Source organism: Paracoccus alcaliphilus (assembly GCF_028553725.1).
In the GTDB taxonomy this organism is placed as follows: Bacteria; Pseudomonadota; Alphaproteobacteria; order Rhodobacterales; family Rhodobacteraceae; genus Paracoccus; species Paracoccus alcaliphilus.
In genome coordinates this window covers 2,377,558-2,400,881 of the sequence record NZ_CP067124.1, presented here as the reverse complement: position 1 = coordinate 2,400,881, position 23,324 = coordinate 2,377,558, and the positions used below count along the sequence as shown (strand labels likewise).

22 protein-coding genes and 1 pseudogene are annotated in these 23,324 nt (G+C 65.7%); 7 read left to right on the top strand and 16 right to left on the bottom strand.

Going from position 1 to position 23,324, the window contains the following annotated elements; all coding sequences use genetic code 11:
• Positions 1 to 40: 40 nt before the first annotated feature.
• The 3 genes and pseudogenes from JHW40_RS12410 (at position 41) to ampC (ending at position 1,807) form a co-directional block, all read left to right on the top strand.
• On the top strand, positions 41 to 166 hold the full coding sequence (locus JHW40_RS12410; RefSeq protein ID WP_272848982.1) for a hypothetical protein: 126 nt from the start codon (positions 41 to 43) through the stop codon (positions 164 to 166).
• An 89-nt stretch (positions 167 to 255) separates the two neighbouring features.
• Positions 256 to 405, top strand: a pseudogene (locus tag JHW40_RS12405) (IS3-like element IS1133 family transposase); the annotation flags it as partial.
• Positions 406 to 664: 259 nt separating this feature from the next.
• Positions 665 to 1,807: a class C beta-lactamase gene (gene ampC, locus JHW40_RS12400; protein WP_090612852.1), complete on the top strand. Its 1,143-nt coding sequence runs from the start codon at positions 665 to 667 to the stop codon at positions 1,805 to 1,807.
• Between the two features lie 266 nt (positions 1,808 to 2,073).
• Here the strand turns inward: ampC and JHW40_RS12395 are convergent, their stop codons facing one another.
• The 11 genes from JHW40_RS12395 to pedF form a co-directional block, all read right to left on the bottom strand.
• Positions 2,074 to 3,096 (bottom strand): ABC transporter ATP-binding protein, encoded by a 1,023-nt coding sequence (locus JHW40_RS12395; protein ID WP_090612808.1) that lies wholly within the window; start codon positions 3,094 to 3,096, stop codon positions 2,074 to 2,076.
• Position 3,097: 1 nt separating this feature from the next.
• Positions 3,098 to 4,651, bottom strand: coding sequence for an ABC transporter permease (locus JHW40_RS12390; RefSeq protein ID WP_244519215.1), 1,554 nt, complete (start codon positions 4,649 to 4,651; stop codon positions 3,098 to 3,100).
• 50 nt (positions 4,652 to 4,701) lie between these two features.
• Positions 4,702 to 5,697 (bottom strand): iron ABC transporter substrate-binding protein, encoded by a 996-nt coding sequence (locus JHW40_RS12385; RefSeq protein WP_090612806.1) that lies wholly within the window; start codon positions 5,695 to 5,697, stop codon positions 4,702 to 4,704.
• A 324-nt stretch (positions 5,698 to 6,021) separates the two neighbouring features.
• Positions 6,022 to 6,687 (bottom strand): response regulator, encoded by a 666-nt coding sequence (locus JHW40_RS12380; protein WP_090612803.1) that lies wholly within the window; start codon positions 6,685 to 6,687, stop codon positions 6,022 to 6,024.
• Positions 6,684 to 8,045 (bottom strand): sensor histidine kinase, encoded by a 1,362-nt coding sequence (locus JHW40_RS12375; RefSeq protein ID WP_170851829.1) that lies wholly within the window; start codon positions 8,043 to 8,045, stop codon positions 6,684 to 6,686. Before JHW40_RS12375 ends, JHW40_RS12380 begins: the two co-directional genes overlap by 4 nt.
• Before the next feature lie 88 nt (positions 8,046 to 8,133).
• On the bottom strand, positions 8,134 to 8,538 hold the full coding sequence (locus tag JHW40_RS12370; RefSeq protein WP_139208169.1) for a hypothetical protein: 405 nt from the start codon (positions 8,536 to 8,538) through the stop codon (positions 8,134 to 8,136).
• Complete coding sequence (locus JHW40_RS12365) at positions 8,535 to 9,170, bottom strand: pentapeptide repeat-containing protein (protein WP_244519213.1); 636 nt, start codon at positions 9,168 to 9,170, stop codon at positions 8,535 to 8,537. Before JHW40_RS12365 ends, JHW40_RS12370 begins: the two co-directional genes overlap by 4 nt.
• Positions 9,171 to 9,221: 51 nt before the next feature.
• Positions 9,222 to 11,093, bottom strand: coding sequence for a PQQ-dependent methanol/ethanol family dehydrogenase (locus JHW40_RS12360; RefSeq protein ID WP_090612797.1), 1,872 nt, complete (start codon positions 11,091 to 11,093; stop codon positions 9,222 to 9,224).
• A 35-nt stretch (positions 11,094 to 11,128) separates the two neighbouring features.
• Positions 11,129 to 12,076 carry a quinoprotein relay system zinc metallohydrolase 1 gene (locus JHW40_RS12355; RefSeq protein ID WP_090612794.1) on the bottom strand — a complete coding sequence of 316 codons (948 nt, stop codon included), beginning with the start codon at positions 12,074 to 12,076 and terminating at the stop codon, positions 11,129 to 11,131.
• On the bottom strand, positions 12,073 to 12,852 hold the full coding sequence (locus tag JHW40_RS12350) for a quinoprotein dehydrogenase-associated SoxYZ-like carrier (RefSeq protein WP_090612793.1): 780 nt from the start codon (positions 12,850 to 12,852) through the stop codon (positions 12,073 to 12,075). Before JHW40_RS12350 ends, JHW40_RS12355 begins: the two co-directional genes overlap by 4 nt.
• 16 nt (positions 12,853 to 12,868) lie before the next feature.
• A complete protein-coding gene (gene pedF, locus JHW40_RS12345) occupies positions 12,869 to 13,543 on the bottom strand; it encodes a cytochrome c-550 PedF (protein WP_090612790.1) in 675 nt (224 codons plus the stop codon).
• 140 nt (positions 13,544 to 13,683) lie between these two features.
• Here pedF and JHW40_RS12340 point away from each other — a divergent pair, with 140 nt between their 5' ends.
• The 4 genes from JHW40_RS12340 to JHW40_RS12325 are packed head-to-tail and all read left to right on the top strand — an operon-like array spanning position 13,684 to position 18,404.
• Positions 13,684 to 14,250 (top strand): rhodanese-like domain-containing protein, encoded by a 567-nt coding sequence (locus JHW40_RS12340; RefSeq protein ID WP_170851828.1) that lies wholly within the window; start codon positions 13,684 to 13,686, stop codon positions 14,248 to 14,250.
• 55 nt (positions 14,251 to 14,305) lie between these two features.
• Positions 14,306 to 14,986, top strand: a complete 681-nt coding sequence (locus JHW40_RS12335; RefSeq protein ID WP_090612846.1) for a LuxR C-terminal-related transcriptional regulator — start codon at positions 14,306 to 14,308, stop codon at positions 14,984 to 14,986.
• Positions 14,987 to 15,030: 44 nt separating this feature from the next.
• Entirely contained in the window at positions 15,031 to 16,194 is a 1,164-nt protein-coding gene (locus tag JHW40_RS12330) for an FIST N-terminal domain-containing protein (RefSeq protein ID WP_090612785.1), read from the top strand.
• Positions 16,194 to 18,404 carry a hybrid sensor histidine kinase/response regulator gene (locus JHW40_RS12325; RefSeq protein ID WP_244519212.1) on the top strand — a complete coding sequence of 737 codons (2,211 nt, stop codon included), beginning with the start codon at positions 16,194 to 16,196 and terminating at the stop codon, positions 18,402 to 18,404. The genes JHW40_RS12330 and JHW40_RS12325 overlap by 1 nt, the downstream gene beginning before the upstream one ends.
• Here the strand turns inward: JHW40_RS12325 and JHW40_RS12320 are convergent.
• The 5 genes from JHW40_RS12320 to JHW40_RS12300 form a co-directional block, all read right to left on the bottom strand.
• Positions 18,368 to 19,582 carry an AI-2E family transporter gene (locus tag JHW40_RS12320; protein WP_090612843.1) on the bottom strand — a complete coding sequence of 405 codons (1,215 nt, stop codon included), beginning with the start codon at positions 19,580 to 19,582 and terminating at the stop codon, positions 18,368 to 18,370. The two genes, JHW40_RS12325 and JHW40_RS12320, sit on opposite strands and share 37 nt — an antisense overlap.
• 174 nt (positions 19,583 to 19,756) lie before the next feature.
• Entirely contained in the window at positions 19,757 to 20,314 is a 558-nt protein-coding gene (locus JHW40_RS12315; RefSeq protein WP_090612782.1) for a 5-formyltetrahydrofolate cyclo-ligase, read from the bottom strand.
• Positions 20,311 to 21,747 carry a magnesium transporter gene (mgtE, locus tag JHW40_RS12310; RefSeq protein WP_090612779.1) on the bottom strand — a complete coding sequence of 479 codons (1,437 nt, stop codon included), beginning with the start codon at positions 21,745 to 21,747 and terminating at the stop codon, positions 20,311 to 20,313. Before mgtE ends, JHW40_RS12315 begins: the two co-directional genes overlap by 4 nt.
• A gap of 71 nt (positions 21,748 to 21,818) precedes the next feature.
• Positions 21,819 to 22,604 carry an inositol monophosphatase family protein gene (locus JHW40_RS12305; protein ID WP_090612776.1) on the bottom strand — a complete coding sequence of 262 codons (786 nt, stop codon included), beginning with the start codon at positions 22,602 to 22,604 and terminating at the stop codon, positions 21,819 to 21,821.
• Between the two features lie 248 nt (positions 22,605 to 22,852).
• Positions 22,853 to 23,212, bottom strand: a complete 360-nt coding sequence (locus tag JHW40_RS12300; RefSeq protein WP_090612774.1) for a helix-turn-helix domain-containing protein — start codon at positions 23,210 to 23,212, stop codon at positions 22,853 to 22,855.
• Between the last annotated feature and the right edge of the window lie 112 nt (positions 23,213 to 23,324).

The window sequence follows — 23,324 nt, the reverse complement described above, 5'->3', positions numbered from 1 at the left end:
CCACGCGCACCTCTGCAAGCAGCCACGCCCTGCATCTCTGGTGTCGAAATATCCCGAAGTGCGGCACGCAGCGGTGCAGGAGGCAAAGCCGCTGAAGGCACTTGAGGACGAGATCGCCAAGTTCAGGAAGCTGCTGGCCGGGCAGATGGGTGATGATAGGGCCTGACATGTGGCATATCCCATTCTCGACTGAGAGTGGACGGCGTCTGAACACCGCCTTGATATGCCGCCCTTCAGGGCATTACCAACTTTCACGCGTTACTCGTCTGGCGCTGGGGTTGGCACTCTCGGCGCGACGTCATGATCGCCCTGTTCGAGTATATCAGCGGCTTCCACAACCCACGGCGCAGACACCCGGCACTGGGCTGGAAATCACCTGTGATCTTCGAACAACGGGCCGCATAACAAGAGCACCTGACCGGCACAAAACCGCGACAGGTCCAAAAAGCGCCGCTCCCATGCGCCCTATCTGCACTTGGCTCAACGCAAACCAGGTTCTCGCGTTCGATGCCTGTGGATGCCGGCACGCACCGGCGTTTCCACACAACCTAAGCCCAAAGCCGTCATTCGTGCCGGAACGCCGTTTTTTGCTACTTGAAGGCCGTTGTCCTTGCGGCTGCGGGACCTTTGCATACACAAGGCGGAGCAGAAAATCGGACATAGAATGAAACATCTTTCCATCTTTTCAATCCTGCTTTCCGCAACCTGGTTCACACCAGTGGTTGCGCAGGAAGGTCAAACAGATTTCGCCGAGAAAGCGGCCCCGGCTTTTGAGCGGGTCATAGAGGAATATGACATCCCCGGTCTCGTGGTGGGCGTAACACATGGTGGAAAGCACAGCCTTTACCAAACCGGTCTTGCGTCCAGGGGGGATAATCGCCCGGTCACGCCTGACACTGTTTTCGAACTCGGGTCCATCAGCAAGATCTTCAACGTCACAATGGCTGCTCTAGCAGAGAAGCGGGGTACGCTTTCTCTTGATGAGCCCGTCGCTACCTATCTGCCATCCCTCCAAGGTTCCCAGGCGGGTGATCTTACCCTGATGGACCTTGCAACACATCACTCGGGTGGGTTGCCGCTGCAAGTGCCGGACGCGGCGGAGGATGTCGATCAGCTGGTGAATTGGCTTCAGAATTGGCAGCAGCCTGAGCCTGACGCGCGAAGCTATTCCAACGTCAGCATCGGACTGCTGGGTCATATCACTGCCAGCATGATGGACACGAGCTATGCGGAAGCAGCAGAGACCATCCTTTTCCCCGCGCTCGGGCTGACGAACACATGGATCAATGTCCCATCGGACGCGATGGATCAATACGCCTACGGGTATGATCGCAAGACGAACGCACCAATTCGGGTGACGCCGGGGCTGCTTGACGACGAGGCGTATGGGGTGAAATCGACCGCTCGGGATATGCTGACACTGCTGGATATCGAACTCGGGAACGGCGACGTTTCCTCCGAAATGCGCGAGGCCATTGCCCGCACACAGGACGGTCAATTCCAGACGCGGCTCTTTACGCAAGCCATGATCTGGGAATCATATCCATGGCCTGCGGACCTTGAGCGGATGGTGGAGGGAAACGGCTATGATTTCATTCTCAATCCTCAGCCTATGGAGGCAATAGACGCCTCAACCGAAGGCGAGGTCATCCTGAACAAGACTGGTTCCACGAATGGCTTTGGCGGCTATGTCGTGATGGTCCCGAGCGAGGAACTGGGCGTCGTTGTTTTGGCAAACCGCAACTACCCCAACGAAGAGCGCGTTCGCGCCACTTATGACCTGATGAGCCGCATTCTCGTGAAATAATGCAACGATTTCAGTAAGGAGTAGCGCGTGCTGACGGTGGCTTGGCGAATGGCGGCGGCGTCCCGCAGAGCTGTCACGCCAGCTTAGTCTCAGCCATGTTCACGCTCACCACTGCACTGCCGAAGCAATACCGCTCTGCGCCGTATGCGAACGGTCACACCAAGGGTATGGGGACAGCAGCGCGGTTTCTGCTGAGGAGACTCTGCGCAGCGCTCCCTTCGACATCCCCGGCGCCGGCGGCGGCCGTGCCGTGTCGCTGGGAAACGTCACCCCCGCACGTGATCCTGCAACGCCACTGCGGGGCCGCGGATTTCCAGTGTGACGGTCGCGCCCTCGTGCAGGCGCAGGTCGTTCAGGGCATCGACCTGCACCTCCATTCCCCGCCAATCGACCCAATAGGTCAGGTCATGGCCCTTGAACTCGACCGCCGATACACGCCCCGCATCGGGGGCGTCGGAGGGACGCAGGGTCAGGCTTTCGGGGCGCACCGACAGCGTGACCAGCCCGGTGGCCGAGCGGTCCAGCCGCACCCGGCCCAGAGGGGTCGCGCAGGTGGTGCCGTCAGCGATACCCTCGATCAGGTTGGTGCGGCCCAGAAACCCGGCCACGAAGGCGTTGACCGGGTGGTCGTAAACCTCTTGCGCGGTGCCTGCCTGCTGGATCGCGCCCTCGTGCATCACCGCCACACGGTCGGCAAAACTCAGCGCCTCTTCCTGATCATGGGTCACCACGATCACGCCCAGACCCGAGGATTTCAGCATCCGCCGGATCTCTCGCCGCGTGGCGGCGCGCAGGGTGGGATCGAGGTTCGAGAACGGCTCGTCCAGCAGGATCACCCGCGGCCGGGCGGCAAAACTGCGCGCAAGGGCGACACGCTGCTGCTGACCGCCGGACAGCTCGTCCGGGTAACGGTGGGCCAAACCGCTGAGGCCGACCATGTCCAACAGCCGTTCCAGCACCTGCGGGCCGGAATCGCGCGCGCCGAACAGGATGTTCTGCGCCACGCTCATATGCGGAAACAGCGCGTAATCCTGAAACACCATACCGATATCGCGCTTTTCGGTGGCCAGCGCGGTGATGTCGCGCCCTGACAGAAAGACACGGCCGCTGTCGGGCGCCTCCAGCCCCGCGATCATCCGCAGGGTGGTGGATTTGCCGCAGCCCGAGGGGCCGATCAGCGCAAGGATCTCGCCCGCTGCCACCTGCAAGGACACATCGCGGACCGCCGGTTCACCGGTGCCGGTGAAACCTTTGCGCAGGCCAGAGGTGGAAAGCAGGGGCTGAGACATGTCAGGCCATCCGTTCGGGGCGGTGCTGGCCGCCCTCATATTTCAGGATCAGCCCGATGACGAGACTGGAAAACAGGATGATCGCCAGCGCGTGGGGGGCGGCCTCGGCCATCATCCCCTCGACCGTGCGGCTGAAGACATTCATCGACAGGCTGCGGAAACCGGTCGGCGCAAGGATCAGGGCAAGGGGCAGTTCCTTGACCACCATGATGAAGACAAGGATGCCCCCCGCGACCATCGGCCGACGCAGCCGGGGCAGAACGACACGGGCGAAGGCACGCGCGGGCGGCGTTCCAAGGGTGCGGGCGGCATCCTCGGTGCGGGTGCCGATCTGCAACAGCGCCAGCCGGATCGGCCCCAGCGCCAGCGCCAGAAAGCTGGTGACATAGGCAAAGATCAGCAGCGCATGGCTTTGATACAGAAACGGCGCGGCTTGCAGGGAAAAGAACACCATCGCCAGCGCAAAGGCCAGCGACGGCGTGGCATAGCCCAGATGCGCCAGCCGGTCGATCGCCGCCGGAAAGGGCCCGTGATGGCGCACGGTCAGCAGCACCACCGGCAGGGCCAGCGCCGCCGCGATCACGGCGACCGGGGCGGCGATCAGCGCGGTGGATATGGCCGCCCGCGCCACACCCGACAGATCGACCCCGCCCGCACCAAAGCGCATCCAATGCGCCAGCACCATCAGCGGCAATCCGATCGAGACCAGCGCGACCAGCGCAATCCCCGCCCGCGCCAGCCAGCGCCAGCGCCCCAGAACGACGGGCCGCGCCGCGCGGGCGCTGCCGGTTCCGGTGCGGGCATGGCGGCGGTTTCGCGTCACCGCCCGCTGGCCCATCAGCGCCGCCACCGTCAGCGCCAGCAGCATCAGCGACAGCCATGCGGCATAGGTTCGGTCGAACGCCCCGCTGTATTGGGTATAGATGGCATAGCTGAACACCTCATACCGCATCAGCGCGATGGCCCCGAAATCGCCGATCACATACAGCCCGACGATCAGCCAACTGGCGACCAGCGCCGGCCACAGCTGCGGCAGCGTGACATGGCGAAACACCGACCAGCGCGATTTGCCAAGACTGCGGGCGGTTTCCTCTTGCGCGGGGTCCATGCCCAGAAAGGCCGCGCGCAAGTTCAGGAAGATATAGGGAAAGGTATAGAGCGCCAGCGCCAGCCCCGCCCCCCACAACCCGCGCAGCGGCGGCGTGGAAAAGCCGAACCAGTGCCGCAGGAACCCGTAATAGCCCGACAGCCCGATCAGCGCATAGGCCATGACATAGCCCGGCACCGCCAGCGGCACGACCATCAGAAAGGACAGCGCCCGTTTGTGACGCAGATCGCTGCGCGTCAGCAGCCATGCCAGCGGCAGCGCGATCACGGTGGCGATGGTCAGCACCACGGCGACCAGCTTCAGCGTATTGCCCAGAAGCAGCAGGTTACGGCTGCGAAAGACGATCTCGGCCAGTTGGGTCGGTTCGGCATCCAGCGCGCGCAGGATCAGATAGAAGACCGGCAGGCAGGTGCCAAGCCCCACCAGCAGCGCCGGAATCACCAGCACCGGCGAAGGGCGGCGATGCGACGCCGCCCCCCGGATATGCGGGGTCGCGCTCAGAGCAGGCCCGCATCGCGCAGCAGCGACAGCGTGCCGTCCAGATCGCCCAGATCGTTGATATCGACCTCGGGGCTGATCTCGCCCACGGTTTCCAGCGATTCAAGCGTCGCGTGGGGAATGATGCCGCTGCGTACCGGATATTCATTGCCCTGAAGGGTGATGAATTGCTGGGCTGCGGGCGACAGCAGGAAGTCGATGAATTTCTGCGCGTTTTCCTGATTGTCGCTGGCCTCGACGATGCCGGCGCCGGCCACCAGAACAAGGTTGCCGATGTCGCCTGCGTCGAAATGGGTCTGGGCGACGGGGTATTCCTCGTCCTGCGCGATATAGCGGCCAAGGTAATAGTTGTTCACCAGCCCGAAATCGACCTCGCCATTGGCGATGCCCTCGATCTGGGTGCCGTTGTTGGAATAGACCTTGGCGTCATTGGCCACCATGCCGTCAAGCCAGGCTTTCGCGGCCTCGTCGCCTTCGGACAGCCGGAAGGCGGTGACGAAGGCCTGGAACGACCCGTTGGTGGGCGCCCATGCGACGCGGCCGCTGTATTTCTCGTCGGTCAGGTCGGTGATCGAAGCGGGCAGATCATCCTCGGCCACGCGCTCGGTCGAATGGACCAGAACCCGCGTCCGGCCCGAGGTCGCCACCCATTTGTTGGCCGGGTTGCGGAACACCTCCAGCACGGTCTCATTGGTCTCGGCGGGCAGTTCGGCGAAGCTGTCGGACAAGGCGCCAAGCGCGCCCGCATCCTGCGCCCAGAACACGTCGGCGGGGGTGGCGTCGCCCTCTTCCATCAGCAGGGTCGCCATTTCGGCGGTGCCGCCATAACGGACCTCGGCCTCGATGCCGGTTTCGGCCTGAAACTGCTGGATCAGCGGGGCGATCAGCGCCTCGCCCCGGCCGGAATAGATCGTCAGCGTATCGGCCCCGGCGACCGAGGTCATGGCAAAGGTCAGCGCAAGGCTGGACAGAATGGTGGTTTTCACGATGTGCATCCCATCAGATGGCCCGGATATCGGTCCGGGCAGAATTGCGATACGCCTGCAGAGCGGACAGTCAGGCCCGGACCTCAGGCATCGGAAACCGGCATCCTTGCGGCTGCGCCTGCCACCGGGGCGGCATGGCATGGCTGTCGGATCCCCGCGCGAGGGGCGGAAACCCGGGTCAAGTGGACCGATCATGCACCCGGCCAACGCGGATCGGCAGATACCGGCCTGCGTCATCAGGTCTGGGAAAACGTTAGTTGACTGAATTGGTCAGCGAAATCGGCCTAAGACCAATGCCGGGAATGATAAGACCTTGGTCCGATGGCGGCGACTTCACGCCCCCGCCCGGTCGCCGCGCAGGATCAGCGCCGCCTCGGTCCGGTTGCGGGCGTTCAGCTTGTGCAGGATACGGGTCATGTGATGCTTGACGGTCTTTTCCTGCATCCCGGCGCGGCGGGCGATTTCCTTGTTCGAGTGACCTGCCGCAACCAGTTCCAGCACCTCTTCCTCGCGCGGGGTCAATTGTCCGATCAGCCGGGCACGGTCAGCCATGTCGCCCGCGCTGTCGTGATGCGCCACGGCCTCCTTGCGCCTTTCGGTCAGCAGCCGCGCAGCCAGCGCCGGGGTGACATAGCCCTCTCCCCGTGCAAGGCCGCGAACGGCTTCGATCAGCGCGCGGCTGCCGATCCCCTTGACGATATAGCCATGTGCCCCCGCATCCAGCGCGGCCATCACGTCCTCGCTGTCCTCGGATGCGGTCAGCACGGCGACGATCAGGTCGGGATGCTGGCGGTGCAGTTCCGGCAGCACCGCCAGCCCGCCATCCGGCATCGACAGGTCCAGCAGCAGCAGATCGGGCGACAATTCGCGCGCAAGGGCAATCGCATCGGCGCCGCTGGCGCCTTCGCCGCAGACGCTCAGGTCCTCGGCCTCGGCCAGTGACAGGGCGAGGCCGCGGCGAAAGATCGGATGGTCGTCGATCACCAGAATCCGCGTCATTCGTGATATCCTCCACCCGTCAAGGGCAACCACATGGTCAAGGATGTGCCCTGCCCCTTGCGCGTGTGCAAATCAAACCTGCCCCGCAACCCCGCGATGCGTTCGCGCAGGCCCGCAAGGCCCAGCCCGCCATTGGTCCGATCGGGGTCGAAACCGGGGCCGGTATCGCTGACCTCCACCTCGATCCCCTCGCCGCGCTTGCGGATCACCACGCTTTGACCCGCGCCTGCGGCATGTCTGGCGCTGTTGTTCAGGGTCTCTTGCAAAAAGCGATAGATGCAGTTTTTCGCAGCCAGCGGCATGTCGGGCAGATCGGCGTCGATCTTCAGCACGACATGGCCGCCCATCCGCGCCTCATGCGTGGCCAGCAGCCGCCGGGCGATATCCGCGACGGTCCATGCCTGCAGCTCTGGCAGAACCAGCCCGCGGCAGATGAAGCGCAGGTCTTGCAGGGCCTCGTTGACCGCCTCGCTGACCTGTTCATACCCGTGGGCCCCGTCCAGCCGCAGCGCCGCGAAGGCCAGCAGCTGCGCCGGCCCGTCATGGATATCGGCCGAGACCCGGCGCAGGCTGCGTTCGTTGATCTCGGCGATGCGGCGATTTGCCTGGCCGACGCGGCGGGTCAGGCTTTCATTGTCACGCAGCGAGGCCGACAGTTCCGCTATCTTCTGATCCAGCGCCCGCCGCTGCTGCCGGATGGTCCGGTCGCCGCGCGCCACGATGGTATAGAAGGCCAGAAACATCGCCAGCGTCACCATGCCCACTACGAACCAGCTCTTGATCCGGCTGTTCAGCAGATCGGTGCGCAGCGCCGTGGTCGAGGTATAGAATTCGGCCACCGCGATCACCTCGCCCGTGCTGACCGAGCGGATCGGGCTGTAGACCTCCATCAGCGTCTGGTTGCCCGCGTCACCGTTCAGCGCGACATTGCGCAGGGCGGCGTGAACCTCTCCGGTCAGGGCCACGGCCAGACGGGGGTTGTCGGTGACCACCTGCCCGATCTGGCCGGGCCGGGTGCTGAAGACGATGCGCCCCTGCCCGTCCCACAGCTTGAAGGCCGAGATCTCGCGGCTGAGCGCCCCCCGCTCCAGAATACGCCGCAGCCGCGCGATCTGTTCCGCGCCCAGATCGGTCGTCGCAGACATTTCCTGCGTCACCGGAGATATCATCGAATCGACATAAAGCGCCGTCGTCGCCCCGGCATTCGCGGTCACGACCCGCTCGATCTGCGCGCCGATCCACATACCCATGCCCAGCATCCCGGCCACCAGCACCACCCCGGCCAGCGCCAGAAACTGACGCATCAGGCGCGTGGCCTGCAACGGGCTGTGGCGGTCGTGCGGCGCGACATCTGCCATGTGTTTCTTCAGCCTGTGCCAGTGATCCGGGGGCGTTCCCGTGCGGATTGTTGCACCCCCACCGCATGGGCGGCAAGCAGGCATCCGTTCAGGGCGGTGACAGCATCACCCGCCAGCCGCCGCTGGCATTGACCTGCACGCGATAGGTGCCGGGCGTCTCGATCAGAAAGGCGCCCTCGCCCGCGCCGCCGTGATGCAGGTTCTGGACCACCTGCCCCTCGCCATCCAGCAGATAGGCCACAAAGATCGCATCGTCGCTGTGAAAGCGCATCATCTGCGGGCCGGTCACCTGAAACGGTCCGGCCATGCCGCTGCCCGCGCCGCGAAAGGTGGTCGCCTCGGCCTCGGGCAGCGGCAGTGCGTCATAGCAGGCCAGACGCGCCTTTGCCGCCTGCACGGCGCGGCAGGCGGCAAAGGCGGGCTGGAACGGCTGGGCAGCAAAGGGAGGAAGCGCCGCCGCAACCGCCAGAGCAAGGGTTGCCGATCGTGTCACCAATCGACCGGGCACCCTGTGCAATTCTCCATGTGGACGCCTTCCCAGATGGTAAAGCGGTTGTTGTTGTCACTCAGCGTCGCATCGGCCATGTCGGCGTGATAGAATTTGGTCTCGGCCAGATTGGCGGCGATCAGCGTGACGCCGACAAAGCGGCCCTTGCTGGCCCAGACGGCCTCCATCGACACGGCGGTCAGGTTCGATCCGCTGAGGTCGATCCCGGCCATGCGCGAATAATCCATGTCGGCCCCGGTCAGATCGGCATCGCGGATCACCGCCCCCTGCATATAGGCCTGCGACAGATCCGCCCCGCGCAGATCGGCGCCGCTCAACACCGCGCCTTTCAGCATGGCGCCGTGCAGGTTGGCGCGGACCAGTTTCGCCCCGCTCAGGTCCATCCCGTCCAGCGCCATGCCCGACAGGTCCTGATGGCTCAGGTCCACGCCGGGGCAAGAGGCGCCGGGCTTCAGCTCGCAGCCGTTGATGGTCTGCGGACCCTCGGGCCGGTCATCGGTATCGGTGATGATGCGATAGCTGGTATCGGGCACGATCTGCATCGGGTCGTCGGCCATGGCGGCGAAGGCGGTCGGCGCGGCCAGACAGGCGGCCAGCACGATCGAATGGCGCAACATTCCGGGTTCCTTTCTGATAAAACGGGCGGGGGTTGTCCCCCGCCCTGACGATCATTCGGCCGAGGCCAGAAGCTCGCTGGGAACCTCGAACACCCAGAAGGAACCGCCCTGACTGACCTGCGTGGTCAGCTGCGCCATGTCCCCGCCCCACAGCGGCACCGCGCCGCCATAGCCCGAGGCGATGCCCAGATACTGCTTGCCGTCCATTTCCCAGGTGATCGGCGAGGACACGATCCCCGAGCCGGTCTGGAACTTCCACAGCTCTTCGCCGGTCTCGGCGTTGAACGCCTTGACGAAACCGTCCGAGGTGCCGGTAAAGACCAGATTGCCCGCCGTCGCCAGCGTCCCGGCCCAAAGCGGGAACTCCTCGCGATGCTCCCAGACCTTTTCGCCGGTGGCCGGATCGAAGGCGCGCAACGTGCCGATATGGTCGTCGAACAGCCGCTTGATGCGGAAGCCCTGCCCCAGATAGGCGGCCCCGGCCTGATAGGTGACCTCTTCAGTCCAGTAATCCTCGGTCCAGTTGTTGGCCGGGACATAGAACAGGCCGGTATCCTGCGAATAGGCCATCGGGTTCCAGTTCTTGCCGCCAAGGAAGGGCGGAGTCACCTGAATGGTCGCACCACGCGATTCCCCCTCTTCGGGCAGCGGCGGGCGCTGGCCTTCGTTTTCCACCGGGCGGCCGGTTTCAAGGTCGATATGGCTGGCCCAGCTGATCTCGTCCACGAAGGGGAAGGCGTTCAGCAGCGCGGTCGGCTTGTTGATATCCGTGCCGCGTTCCGACAGTGCATTCACATCGGTGACATAGAAGAAACCGTTGCGGTCGGCATGGGCGCCCGCGCGATGGGTGTTGCCGTCCTTGTCGGTATAGTCGAACAGGATGATCTCGTTATTGCCCGAGAAGTCCCATGCGTCGTTCGGCGTATGCTGATAAAAGCCGACGACCTCGCCATCGCTTGGGTTCACATAGGCCTGACCCGAGGTATAGAGCGAGTCGTAATCCCAGTAGTTCTCGCCCTGCGAACGGGCCCAGGTGTTCCACGGCGCAGGGTTGCCGGTGCCGACGATGATGGTGTTGCTTGCCACATCGAAGCTGGCCGATTGCCAGGGCGCGCCGCCGCCGTGATTCCAGGCCTCGACCTTGCTGCCATCGTCGTTGACGGGCCAGCTTGGGGCCGAAGCGTCGCCGGTGGTCGTGCTGTCCTCGCCATTGAGGGTGCCGGTATGGCCCTCGACGAAGGGGCGCATCCAGATTTCCTCGCCGGTGTCGGGATCGCGGGCGTAAAGCTTGCCGACGATGCCGAACTCATCCCCGGAACTGCCGTGGATCAGCATCACCCGGTCGGTTTCGGCGTCCTTGATGATCGTCGGCGCGCCGGTCATCGTATAGCCGACCTTGTGATCGCCGAATTTCTCGCGCCACTCGACCTTGCCGGTATCCTTGTTCAGCGCATAGATGCTGGCATCCAGCGCGCCGAAGAACACCTTGTCGCCATAAATCGCCGCGCCCCGGTTGATGACGTCGCAGCAGGGGCGGATATCGTCGGGCAGGCGGGCCTCGAACTTCCACTTGCGTTCGCCGGTCTTGGCGTCCAGCGCCCACATCCGGCTGTAAGAGCCGGTGATATAGATGGTGCCGTCATGGACGATGGCCTGCGTTTCCTGTCCGCGCTGCTTTTCATCGCCGAAAGAGAACGCCCATGCCGGGCGCAGGTGCCGGACCGTCTCGGTGTTGATCTGCTCCAGCGTGGAGAAGCGTTGGGCGTCGTTGCCCATGCCATACATCAGCACGTCTTCGGTGGTCTCGTGATCGTTCAGGATGTCCTCCCATGTCACATCCTTTGCGATGCCCGGTGTCAGGCTGCCCGCCACCAGCAGCGCCAACGCGCTGACGGACGGGATCGTGAAATGCTTGCGAGCCATGGTCTCCTCCTCTGTCGCAATTCTTGTCGTCTTGGTCAGGCGCTGCCCCCGATGACGGGAAGGGCGCTGATCTCGGCATCGCGCCATCGCTGGATGACGGCGCGGTGATATTCCTCGGGGTTGGCGCCAAGCCCGGCGAAATCGGGCATCGGCCCGGCGGCCAGCGCCTCGGCGGGGGCAAGGCCCTGACCGGCGGCGGCGTCCATCCGCGTCTCGAATGCGTCCAGATAGGCGCGGGTCTGCACCAGCGCGGCATTGTCGCGGCGAAAGGCGCCGTGGCCGGGGACCGTGCCGCTGACCTCCAACCCCGCAAGCGTGGCCAGCGAGGCGCGCCATTCCGCGATCCGCGCATCGGGAAAGCTGGGTGCGCGGTCCAGAAACAGCAGATCGCCCGCGATCAGCGTGCCGGTCTGCTGGTCGATCAGCACCAGATCGCCCTGCGTATGCCCGGCCATCGCCATGATGGTCAGCCGGCGGGTGCCGAATTCGATCCCGCCCTCGCCCGCCGCCGTATCGGCGGGGACCGGCGCAGTGCCGTTCATCCACGATCCAAGGATGCGATACAGCCCCTCGGCCAGCGCCTGCGCGCCGGTCGCCTGCGCCCGCTGGCAGGCGGGCAGCGCATGGATCGAGCGGTCGGCAAAGGCCTGATTGCCGAACCAGTGGTCGGGGTGGTGATGAGTGTTGACCGAGGCCGCGACCCCGCCCAGCCGCTGATCGGCAAAGGCCCTCAGCGCCGCGCCGTGGCGCGAGGTGCCGCCGGTATCGACCACCACCGCGCCCTGTGGCGTCTCAAGCATGGTGATATTGCAGATCGCCCCGCCATTGCCGCGACCAAAGCTTTGCTGCGCCCCCTCGATCAGCCAGACGCCATCAGCGATCTGCCGCGGGGCCAGCCGGTATTCCGGCGCGGCGGCCAGTGCCGGAACCGGCAAGGCCAGCGCGGCGGCACCCAGCAGGGTCTGGCGGCGGGTCAGCCTCATGCCGCCACCTCGCCGGCAAAGCGATAGCCGCTGTTGTCCCGCGCGGTGATGGTGACCGGCCCGGCGGCCAGATCGGGCGGCAGCAGGAAGGTCAGCGCCGGGTTTTCCTCAAGCGGCTCGTGGATCTCCAGCCGGGCAATGTCCTTGCCCTGCGGGTCGGTCAGCGCCAGCTCGGTCAGGTGATGGGCCGGGATGCCATCGGCCAGCCCGGTATCCATCGGATGACGCAGGCTGACGCGCAGCCGTCCGGTCGCGGGCCACAGCCTGCCGCGCATCTCTCCGAAACCATCCTGCCAGTCGGGGCGGGCATGGGTCGCGGCGGGGGCGGAACAGCCGCCGCCCATCGCGTCGATGAAGGCCCCGCCCATCAACCATTCACCCCCGACCAGCGCCGAGGCGCGGATCGGCCCGGCGATCTCGTATTTCACGCCAAAACCCAGCAGCGGCAGCGCCCGGCCCGGATGAAAGGTCATCGCCAGCGGAAAGGGGCTGTAATCGATGGTCACCACGATCCGCTGCACCGGCGCGCCAAGGCCCGTCGCGTCAACCATGATCGGCACATGGCGCGCATCCTCGGCGGCGCGGGGGGCCAGAACCAGCATCGCGGGATCGACACGCCATGCGGCGGCCTGGTCCAGACAGAGGTCGCGATGATCGTCCCACATGCCGCTGCCGAAGGGATCGGCGGTGCCGGGGCTGGATGCCGCCACACCCCCGCCATAGGCGGCCAGTCCGGCCTGCCCCCCCGGCAGAAGATGGCACAACAGCCCCGACATCGCCCGCGCCCCCCCGTCAGTTCCGCACGGCGGCGGTCAGGGTTTCAAGCGCCGCCTTGATATGCGGCGGCTCGGTGGACAACTGCCATGCGGCCAGATCGAAGGGGGTCACGGCGCGCGGCGCGCCCGACAGGGCCTCGAACCCCTGCCCGGCCGCTTCCAGATCGGCCGCCAGGGCGGCGGCGGCGGTGGGATCGTCCTTCACCGCGTCCAGCTTGTCGCGCAGATCGGTCAGGGCGGCCTTCTGATCGGCCATCTCGACCTCATCGGGGCGGGTCTCGATATAGGTGCGGATCGCCCAGACGGCCTCTTGCGTCAAAATCCCCTCGAAGGGCGGCATCTTGACGGCGCCGTTCTGTTCATAGCCATGCAGGACCCGGTCCAGATACCATTCGTCGCCGAAATCATTGGCTTCGAGGTAACGCAGATCCGGCGCCAGCCCGCCCGAGATCGCCTCGAGCCCGTGGCAGCGCGCGCAGTTGCTGTTATAGCCCTTGGCGCCGACCTCGATCGCCTTGAACAGCAGATCGGGATCGGCCTCGCGCCACGGGTTTTCACCGGCCATTTCCTCGGGCAGATCGGGCAGCCCGGCGGTATTGACCGACTGGGGCGCGGTATCGCCATGGCCAAGGGCGGCAGCGCCCCCCAGCACCACGGCAAATCCGGCGATGATCGTCGTCTTGCGCAGCATGAAATCTCCTCCTCGCGGTTCTTCACAAGACTGCGAGGCCGGGGCAGTCCGGGCAATTCTCCGATGGTCGCCCCATGACCCCCGGTCATAGGCCGAAGGTCGAATTGGTGATGGCCCGGCCCGCATGTGAAGCTGAGGCGATGACGGAATTTCGCCTCATATCGCGGGCCGCGCTTGTCGCGCTGATGCCTTTGGCCGGACTGGCCGAACCCGTGGCCGGGTCGCTGTTCGATCAGGTCAGCGGGCTGCGCATCGCGGCCTATCGCGCGCCGCTGCCCGACACGGTGCCCGGTGGCCGGGTCGTCGGTGCCGATCAGGTCGCGGCTTTGGCCAGGGGCGGCGCGCTGCTGATCGACACCCTGCCCGCACCGGGCCACCGGATCCGCGATGACGGCGGCTGGATCATACCGGAACGCCACGACACCCTGCCCGGCGCGTATTGGCTGCCCGAGATCGGGCGCGGCGATATCGACCTTGAAATCCGCGACTATCTGGCCGGGGCGCTGGCGGGCTGCGATACTGCGCAGCCGATGGTCGTCTTCTGCCGCAGCGATTGCTGGATGAGCTGGAACGCCGTCCAGCAGATCGCCGCGCTGGGGTTCACCGATCTGGCCTGGTATCCGGGCGGGATCGAGGACTGGGCCGATCATGGCCGCGCGACCGAACCGGCCCGCCCCCTGCCGATGGGGGCCAGCCTGTGCGGATAAGTGGACGCGACCGGGGCCGATGGCCTATGCTGACCGAAACCTCAAGGGCATCGCCATGACCCCGGACACCACGCCGCAACGCCGCATCGCCTCGGTCCTGATCGTCGAGGATCACCCGCTGTTCTGCGACGCGCTGTCGATCACCTTGCAGATCGTCGGCGGCATCACCAGCGTGCGCACCACCAGTTCCATCGGCGAATGTCTGTCCCGGCTGGCCGAAGGGCCGCAGCCCGATGCGGTGCTGCTGGACCTGAACCTGCCCGATGCCGACGGGCTGGACGGGATGCTGAAGGTGCGCAAGGCCGCGCCGGATGCCGCGCTGCTGATCGTCTCGTCGCTGACCAATCCCGGCATTGTCAGCGCGGCGCTGGAATTCGGCGCCTCGGGCTATGTGCCCAAGCACAGCCAGCGGCAGGTGTTTCAGGACGCGCTGGAACGGATCGCGCGGGGCGAGGTCTATCTGCCCGAGGGCTTCGTGCTGAATGAACCCGCCAGCACGCGGCAACTGGCGCCCACGCGGGAACGGCTGGAAAGCCTGACCCCGCAGCAGGCGCGGATCCTGACGCTGGTGTCGGAAGGCAAACTGAACAAGCAGATCGCCTATGAACTGTCCATCGCCGAATCGACGGTCAAGGCGCATGTCACCGTCATCATGCGCAAGCTGGGCGTGCAGACCCGGACGCAGGCGGTGCTGGCGGCGCAGGCGGCAAAGTTTGACAGCCTCGCGACCCGGTGACATCCTCGCCCTCTGTGAAGCAGCGGACAGGCGACAGATAACCCATGGACGGCGACCCGCGCGACCCCGGCCCGGCTGGACCCGCGCCCCGATTTCTGCACAGCGCCGATGTCGCCGCCAGCGATCCCGGCGCGATGGCGCAGCTTGCCGCCTCGATCGGGCCGGGCATGGCGCAGGTGCTGCTGTTCGTCTCGCCCACCACCGATTTCGCCGCCGCGATGGCGGCCGCAAGGCGGGCCTTTGGCGACACGCCGCTGCTGGGCTGCACCACCGCCGGAGAGATCGCCGGCGGCTATGTCGAGGATCGGATCGTCGCCACCGGTTTTCCTGCCCGCGATTTCGCCGCCCGGACCATCGCCATTCCCGACCTGTCGCGGCTGGAGCCCACGGACCTGATCGACCGCATGGTCCGTGCGCGTCAGGCGCTGGCGGCGCGTCACCCCGGCCTGACCCATGAATTCGCGCATCTGATGGTCGATGGCAGCCAGTTCCGCGAAGATGCGCTGATGAACGTCGTGGGGCACGGGCTGGGTCCGGTGCCGCTGTTCGGCGGGACCGCCGGTGACGGGCGGCGCTTCGGGCAAAGCTATGTCGCGCAGGGGGCCGAGGTCCATACCGACGCGGGGTTCCTGACCTTCTTTCGCACCCGCTGCCCGGTCAAGGTGTTCAGCTTCGATCATCTGGATGTGGGCGAGGGCCGCATGGTGGTGACCGGGGCCGATCCCGTCCGCCGTCAGGTGCAGGAAATCAACGCCGCCCCCGCCGCCATCGAATATGCCCGGCTGCTGGGCAAGCCGCCGGGCCAGCTTGACCCCTTCACCTTCGCCGCCCACCCGCTGGTGGTGCGGGCGGGCGGGCGCTATCACGTGCGCTCGATCCAGCGGGTCGAGAACGGAACCGATCTGGTGTTCTTTTCCGCCATAGACGAGGGCGTGGTACTGACACTGGCCCGGCCGCGCGACATTGCCCGCTCGCTGGCCGACAATCTTGCGGGGCTGGCCAAGGCCGGGCGGCTGGACAGCGTGCTGGCCTGCGATTGCATCCTGCGCCGGATCGAGGCGCAGCAGAAACAGCAGGTGCGCGAGGTGTCGCAGGTGCTGGCGCGCCACAACGTCACCGGCTTTTCGACCTATGGCGAACAGTTCGGCGCCATGCATGTCAACCTGACCATGACCGGCGTGGCGATCTATGCCCCCGAGGACGAATGATGGACAACCTCGTCGATCCCAACGAACCCGTCGAGGTCCAGCTTGCCCGGCTGCACAAGATCAGCACCGTGCTGATGCGCCGGGTCGAGACCCAGACCGACCGCGACGGCGCCGCCTATTCGCAATTCGAACGCGCGGTGGTGCTGGAGGACCAGGTCCGCCGCCGGACCGAGGAACTGGAACACGCGCTGCGGCTGCTGAACGAATCGAACGCCCGCCTGTCGGCTGCCAATCAGGAAATCGAATCCGCCCGCCGCGACCTGTCCAGCGCCATCGAGGCGGTGCAGGAAGGTTTCGCGCTGTTCGGGGTCGATGATGTGCTGCTGCTGTTCAACGGGCGGTTCTGCTGGCAGATGCCGGATGTGCGCGAACGGCTGCGCCCCGGACTCAGCTTTGCCGAATATATCCGCATCGTCAGCCGCTCTCCCATGCTGGAACTGCCTGCCGGGATGACGCCCGAGACATGGGCGGCGATGCGGATGCAGCGGCACCGGCGCGACCACCTGATCTTCAACCTGTCGCTGAGCGATGACCGCTGGTTGCAGATTTCCGAACATCGCACGGCCAATTCCGGCACCGCCATCGTGCAGACCGACGTGACCGAACTGATGCGGGCCGAGCGCGAACAGCGCGAACGCCTGCTGGACAATCAGGGCCGGATCGTGCGCGCCACGCTGGACCATCTGGCGCAGGGCGTGGCGATCTTTGACGCGCAGGGGCTGCTGGCGGGCTGGAACCGGCGCTTTCGCATCCTGACCGGCCTGCCGCCGCAGACCTTCGCCCTTGGCACCCGCTTCTCGCGCGTGACCGAGCAGTTGCAACAACTGTTCCGCCCCGCCGATGCCGATGCCGAGGCCCGCATCGCCGGATGGCTGGGTGACCGCGCTGCGCAACGATCGCTGTCGTTCGAGCTGTTGCAGCGCGACACCGGGCTGACGCTGGACGCCTTCGCGCAGCGTCTGCCCGATGACGGCTTCGTTCTGTCGCTGACCGATGTGACCGCCGAACGCGATGCCCTGCGCCGTCTGGCCCGCGCCAATGAGGAACTTGAGGCCCGCGTGGCCGCCCGTACCGATGAATTGCGCGATGCGCTGGCGCGGGCCGAACGTTCGAACGCGTCGAAGTCGCGCTTTGTCGCGGCGGCCAGCCATGATCTGCTGCAACCGTTGTCGGCGGCCCGGCTGTATCTGTCGGCGGCGGATGCGGCGGGCACCAATACCAATGTCCAGAAGGCCGGCGAGGCACTGAACAATGTCGAACGTATCATCGAGGCTCTGGCCGATATCTCTCGGCTGGAAACCGAAGAGGAACTGACCGAACCGTCAGAGCTGGCGCTGAACGACATCCTGTCGTCGCTGGCGTCGTCCTTCGCGCCGGGTGCCGCCGCCAAGGGGCTGCGTTTTCGCGTGCGTCCGACCACGGCGCATGTCGTCAGCGACGGGCTTTACCTGCAACGCATCCTGCAAAACCTGATCTCGAACGCCATCCGCTATACCGAGCGGGGCGGCGTTCTGGTCGGCGCAAGACGGCGCGACGAGCAGATCCGGATCGAGGTCTGGGACAGCGGCCCCGGCATCCGCGAGGAAGACCGCAGCGTCATCTTCGAGGAGTTCCGCCGCCTGCACCGCCGCGCCTCGGCCTCCGAGGGGATGGGGCTGGGACTTGCCATCGTCGAACGCGCCTGCGCCCGGCTGGGCCATCGGCTGGAACTGCTGTCCCATCCCGGCCAGGGCAGCCTGTTCCGCATCACCCTGCCGCTTGCACAGGAACCGGCCCATCCGCTTGCGCTGGACAGCGCCGGGGGCGATCCGCGCCACCTGCCCTCGATGGCGGGGCGGGGTTTGCTGGTGTTGCTGGTCGATAACGATGCCGAATTGCGCCGGGCGATGGTGGCGCTGCTGGAAGGCTGGGGCATCACCGTGCTGGACGCCCACGGCCCCGACGACGCCATCGCCCTGATCGACGAGATGGATTTCGTGCCCGACGCGATGCTGATCGACTATCAGCTGGACGACAATGCCGACGGGCTGGATCTGGTGGCGATGCTGCGCCGGCGCTTTGGCTGGCGTCCGACGCGGATCATCTCGGCCGACCGGGCGCCGGGGTTGCGCGAACGCTGCGCGCGGATGGGGCTGCATGCGATGCCCAAACCGCTGGACACCGAGGCGCTGTATCACTTTCTGTCGAATGTCTGCCCGGCCGGGGGATAGCGTTCGACGGTCGTCGGCGGCGGTGTCCCGTTCTCGCTGATCTCGCGCTGCCATTCGCGCCAGATCGAGACCAGCAGCGCCATCAGCACCGGCCCGACGAACAGCCCGACGATGCCCATCGTCTTGACCCCGCCGATCAGCCCGAAAAATGTCGGCAGGAACGGCAGCTTGACCGGCCCGCCGACCAGCATTGGACGGATGGTCTTGTCCACGATGAACAGCTCGACCGCGCCCCAGACGAACAGCCCGATCCCGTTGAACACCGCGCCGCTGAAGATCAGATAGGCCGAGATCAGCGTGAAGGACAGCGGCGCGCCCCCCGGAATCAGCGCCATGAAGCCGGTGATGACGCCAAAGACGATGGGCGAAGGCACGCCCGCGATCCAATAGGCGGTGCCCAGAATCACCCCCTCGCCGATGGCGATCAGGGTCATGCCGGTGACGGTGGCGCTGATGGTGGCGGGCACCACCCGCGACAGCCGCGTCCAGCGGCCCGGCAGGATGCGCGCCCCTGCCCGGTCCATCTGCGCCACGATCTTGTCGCCGTCGCGGTAAAAGATGAACAGCGCGATCAGCGTGAACAGGATGTTCAGCGCGATATGGAAGGTCATCGCCCCGGCCGTCAGCACGCCACGATAAAGCGACGCGATGCTGGAGCCGCTGATGGCATGGATCAGGTCGCTGATCGCGCCGGGCCTGCCAATGGTAATCAGCCATTGTTCATGCAGCCAGTCGCCGACACGCGGCATCTGGACCATCCATTCGGGGGGAACCGCGCCCTGATTGTTGGCCTCTATCGCCCAGAAGACCCAGCCGCGCAACTCGGCCACGGCATAGGCCATGGCGAAGGACAGCGGCACGATCAGCAGGCAGATGATGGCCACGACCAGAACCGCCGCCGAACCGGTCTTGCCCAGCCCGTGATCCACGGTCAGCCGCCTGCGCAGAGGCCATGTCGCGACGCAGATGATGGTCGCGGCCAGAATCGGGATCAGAAAGCTGTGGAAAAAATAGATCGAGGCCGCCAGCACCCCGAACAGCAACCATCTGGCCGCCGAGATATCGGTCACCAGCGGCCGGATATAACGCTGGCTCCGCTGCGCTTGCGCGGCCGGGGTCTGCGTCGAGGGCGGAACATTCCCCGAGGGATCGCTGTCTTTGTCCGGATAAATGCTCATATGTCCTTGTTTGGGCGCCAGCCGGAAGACCTGTTTCAGATCAGCCTCCGGCGCCGTCCATGCCCCTTCCGTCGCCTCGGTCACGTCGTTTTGCATCGTCTCGCATGAATGGCGGATATGCAATCGCACACTGAACGCATCTGCGCGATCCATCGGCCATGCGACCCTTGCCCGTCAGCGCGGCCCCCCCGCGATGGTGATGGTTTCGCGGTCTGTCACGATCATGTCCAGCGGCTGGTCAAAGGGCTCGGCCGGGATCGCGGGCAGCTCTTGCACCGCGAAGGCAAGGCCGATGGCCGCAACCGGCCCTGCGGCGCGCAGCAGTTCCAGCGTCCGGTCGTAATAGCCACCGCCATAGCCGATCCTGTTGCCGTCGCGGTCGAACCCCGCCAGCGGCACGATCAGCACCTGCGGCACCACGAGAGCGGCGCTGGCCGGCGGGTGCTGCGTGCCGAACGGACCGGGTTCCAGCGCATCGCCCAGCCAGCGGCGAAAGATCAGCGGCACGGCCTTGGCCGTCACGACAGGCAGACCGATGGGGCCGTCATGGCCGCTCATCGCAGGCCGGGGGTCGGCCTCGTCCCGCATCGGCCAGTAACCCGCCAGGGCCTGCCCGGCATAAGGGGCCAGCGCCGCGCGCAGATGCGCATCCAGCGCCGCCTGATCGCCGCCCTGCCCCCGCGCCGCCAACGCCTGCTCGCGCAGTCGCGCCTTGTGTTCGGCCCGGCTCACAGCAGCACCACCGAGGCCAGCCCCAGAAAGGCGAAAAAGCCCATCACATCGGTCATGGTCGTGACGAAGGTGCCCGAGGCCAGCGCCGGATCCAGCCCCAGCCTTGTCAGCCCCAGCGGCACCAGAACCCCGCCCATGGCCGCAACGATCTGGTTGGCGATCATCGCCATGCCCAGCACCAGCCCGATCTTCAGGCTGCCCAGAATGAAGAAACCGGCAAGGGTCAGGATCACCGCCAGCCCCAGCCCGTTCAGCAGCCCGGCGAAAAGCTCTCTCCAGATCACGCGGCGGGCATTGCTGAAGGTCAGCTCGCGCGTCGCCAGACCACGCACGGCGACCGCCAGCGACTGCGTGCCCGCGATCCCCCCGGTCGAGGCGACAATCGGCATCAGCGCCGCCAGAATCACCAGACTGGCCAGCGTCGCCTCGAATTGCGCGATCACCAGCGCCGAAATCGAGGCCGTCACCAGATTGATCATCAGCCACGGCAGCCGCTGGCGGGCGGTCTGGAACGGCCCGTCCGAGACGTGGCTGTCATCCGAGACCCGCGCCATGCGCAGGAAGTCCTCTTCATGTTCCTCGTCCAGCACCGACATGGCATCGTCCATGGTGATCACGCCGACCAGCCGGTCATCGGCATCGACCACCGGCGCCGAGATCAGGTGATACTGGTTGAAGGCATAGGCCACATCGCCTTCATCGGCGAAGGCGCTGATGGTGCGGAAACTGTCCTCTGTGATGTCGCGCAACGGGATGTCGCGCGGCGAGGCCAGCAGCCGCCCAAGCGTGACATAGCTGATCGGATGGCGTCGCGGATCGACCAGAATGATGTGATAGAACTGATCGGGCAGCCATTCCTCGGCCCGCAGAAAGTCGATGGTTTCGCCCACGGTCCAGTGTTCGGGAGCGGTGACGACCTCGGACTGCATCAGACGGCCGGCGGAATATTCGGGATAGGCCAGCGCCTGTTCCACCGCCACCCGGTCGCTGTCATCCAGCGCGGACAGGATCTCCTCGCGTTCGGGCTGGTCCAGATCCTCGATCAGGTCAACGACGTCGTCGCTGTCCATTTCGCGGACCGCTTCGGCCACGACCTCTCGCGGCAGTTGCTCCAGCACCTCCTCGCGGATCGATTCATCGATCTCGGACAGGATTTCGCCGTCGATCTCGCCGGAATAGAGCCGCAGGAACCCGCGCCGTTCCGCCGGGCTCAGCTTTTCGATGATGTCGGCGATGTCGGCGCCGTGCATCGGCTCCAGCAGGGCGTTCAGCGTCGGCCCGTCCTCGGCCTCGATGGCGTCGTCGATCTGCGACAGCAATTCGCGCCGGGGCAGAAAGCCGTCCTCGTCCCGTTCGGGCGGCCGCTCGGGCTGCTTGTCCACCTGCGTCCCTGCGGCCTGATCGGTGGCATCCCTGCCGTCTTGCTCGGTCATTGCCGCCTCCTTGTCGTGGTCATGGCTGGCTGGTCGGGCCGGTTGGTCTTCTGGGCTGGTCTTCCCGCGGGTCAGCCGTTCAACAACGCCAAAGCCGCCGCATGAAGTTCCCGACTGCCCGCCGCGATCACCTGCCCGCCGTCGATGGCCGGACCGCCCTGCCAGTCGGTGACGATCCCGCCCGCGGCCTCGATCACGCCGATGGGGGCGGCGATGTCATAAGACTGCAACCCGGCCTCGATCACCAGATCGACCTGCCCCAGTGCAAGCAAGGCATAGGCATAACAATCAAGGCCATAGCGCGTCATTTTAACCTGTTTTGTCACCCGCCCGAAGGCCGCCGTCTCGGCCGCCGTGCCGATCTCGGGATAGGTGGACAGCAGCAGCGCCGAGGACAGATCGACACCGCGCCGGGCCCGCAGATCGCGGATGCCGGCCGGGCCTGTCAGCCGCGCCTGCCCCAGCCCGCCCTCGAACCGTTCGCCGGTATAGGGCTGGTCGATCAGACCATAAAGGATCTTCTCGCCGTCGCTCAGCCCGATCAGCACGCCCCAACTGGCTGCGCCGCACAGAAAGGCGCGCGTGCCGTCGATCGGGTCCAGCACCCATGTCAGGCCCGACCGGCCCGGCTGCGCGCCATATTCCTCGCCCAGAATGGCATCGTCGGGGCGCAGCTTGGCCAGAACCGCGCGCATGGCCTGTTCGGCGGCGCGGTCGGCCTCGGTCACCGGGTCGAAATCCGCCGGGCGCTTGTTTTCGGTGTTCAGCCGGTCCGAACGGAACAGCGGCATGATCGCAGATCGCGCCGCATCAGCCATCCGATGCGCTGTCTCGATGATCTGCGCCGCGTCCTGCATCCCTGCCCCCGTTCGCCGTAGGTCCGTTCGCCGCTTGGTCTAGCGGTTTCGGCCGGGTCATGCCAGACAATCATCGCCCCACCACTCAGCGAGTCACCGCAGCGTTACAATCTTGTGCGACAAAATATCCCGACCGCCCGATTCCAGAGCCATGATTGTGGGGCGGCAGCGGGGCCTTGGCGCAATCACGGCAAACACCCCGGCGGCGGGAATTCGCCATCCGGGGGAAGCCTTGGACGTCGGTCGGCTCAGGCTGCGTCCGACAGGACGCGGGCCAGTTCAAAGATCTGACGACGCTGTGCGACCGGCATGGCGTAATATGCCCGCACCAGTTGCAGCGCCTCTTTATCCGCCAGAATATCGCCCTCGACCTCTTCGGTGGTGCTGCCTTCATGCAGTCCCTCGAAGAAAAAGCTGACGGGCACATCAACGGCGCGGGCAATATCCCACAGACGCGACGCCGACACGCGGTTCATTCCGGTTTCGTATTTCTGGATCTGCTGAAATTTGATCCCGACTTTCTCGGCCAATTGCTGCTGGGTCATACCGATCATCCACCGACGGTGACGGATCCGCTTCCCAACATGAACATCAACACTATGCTTCATAGCCCAACCTCGTTAACTCAAGGGCACCAGTAACCTTGTTCAATCTAGGGCGGCAGTAACCCAGACCGGCTCAATTTTCGAGTGTCAACATGGTTAACAAACCACTTTCTGA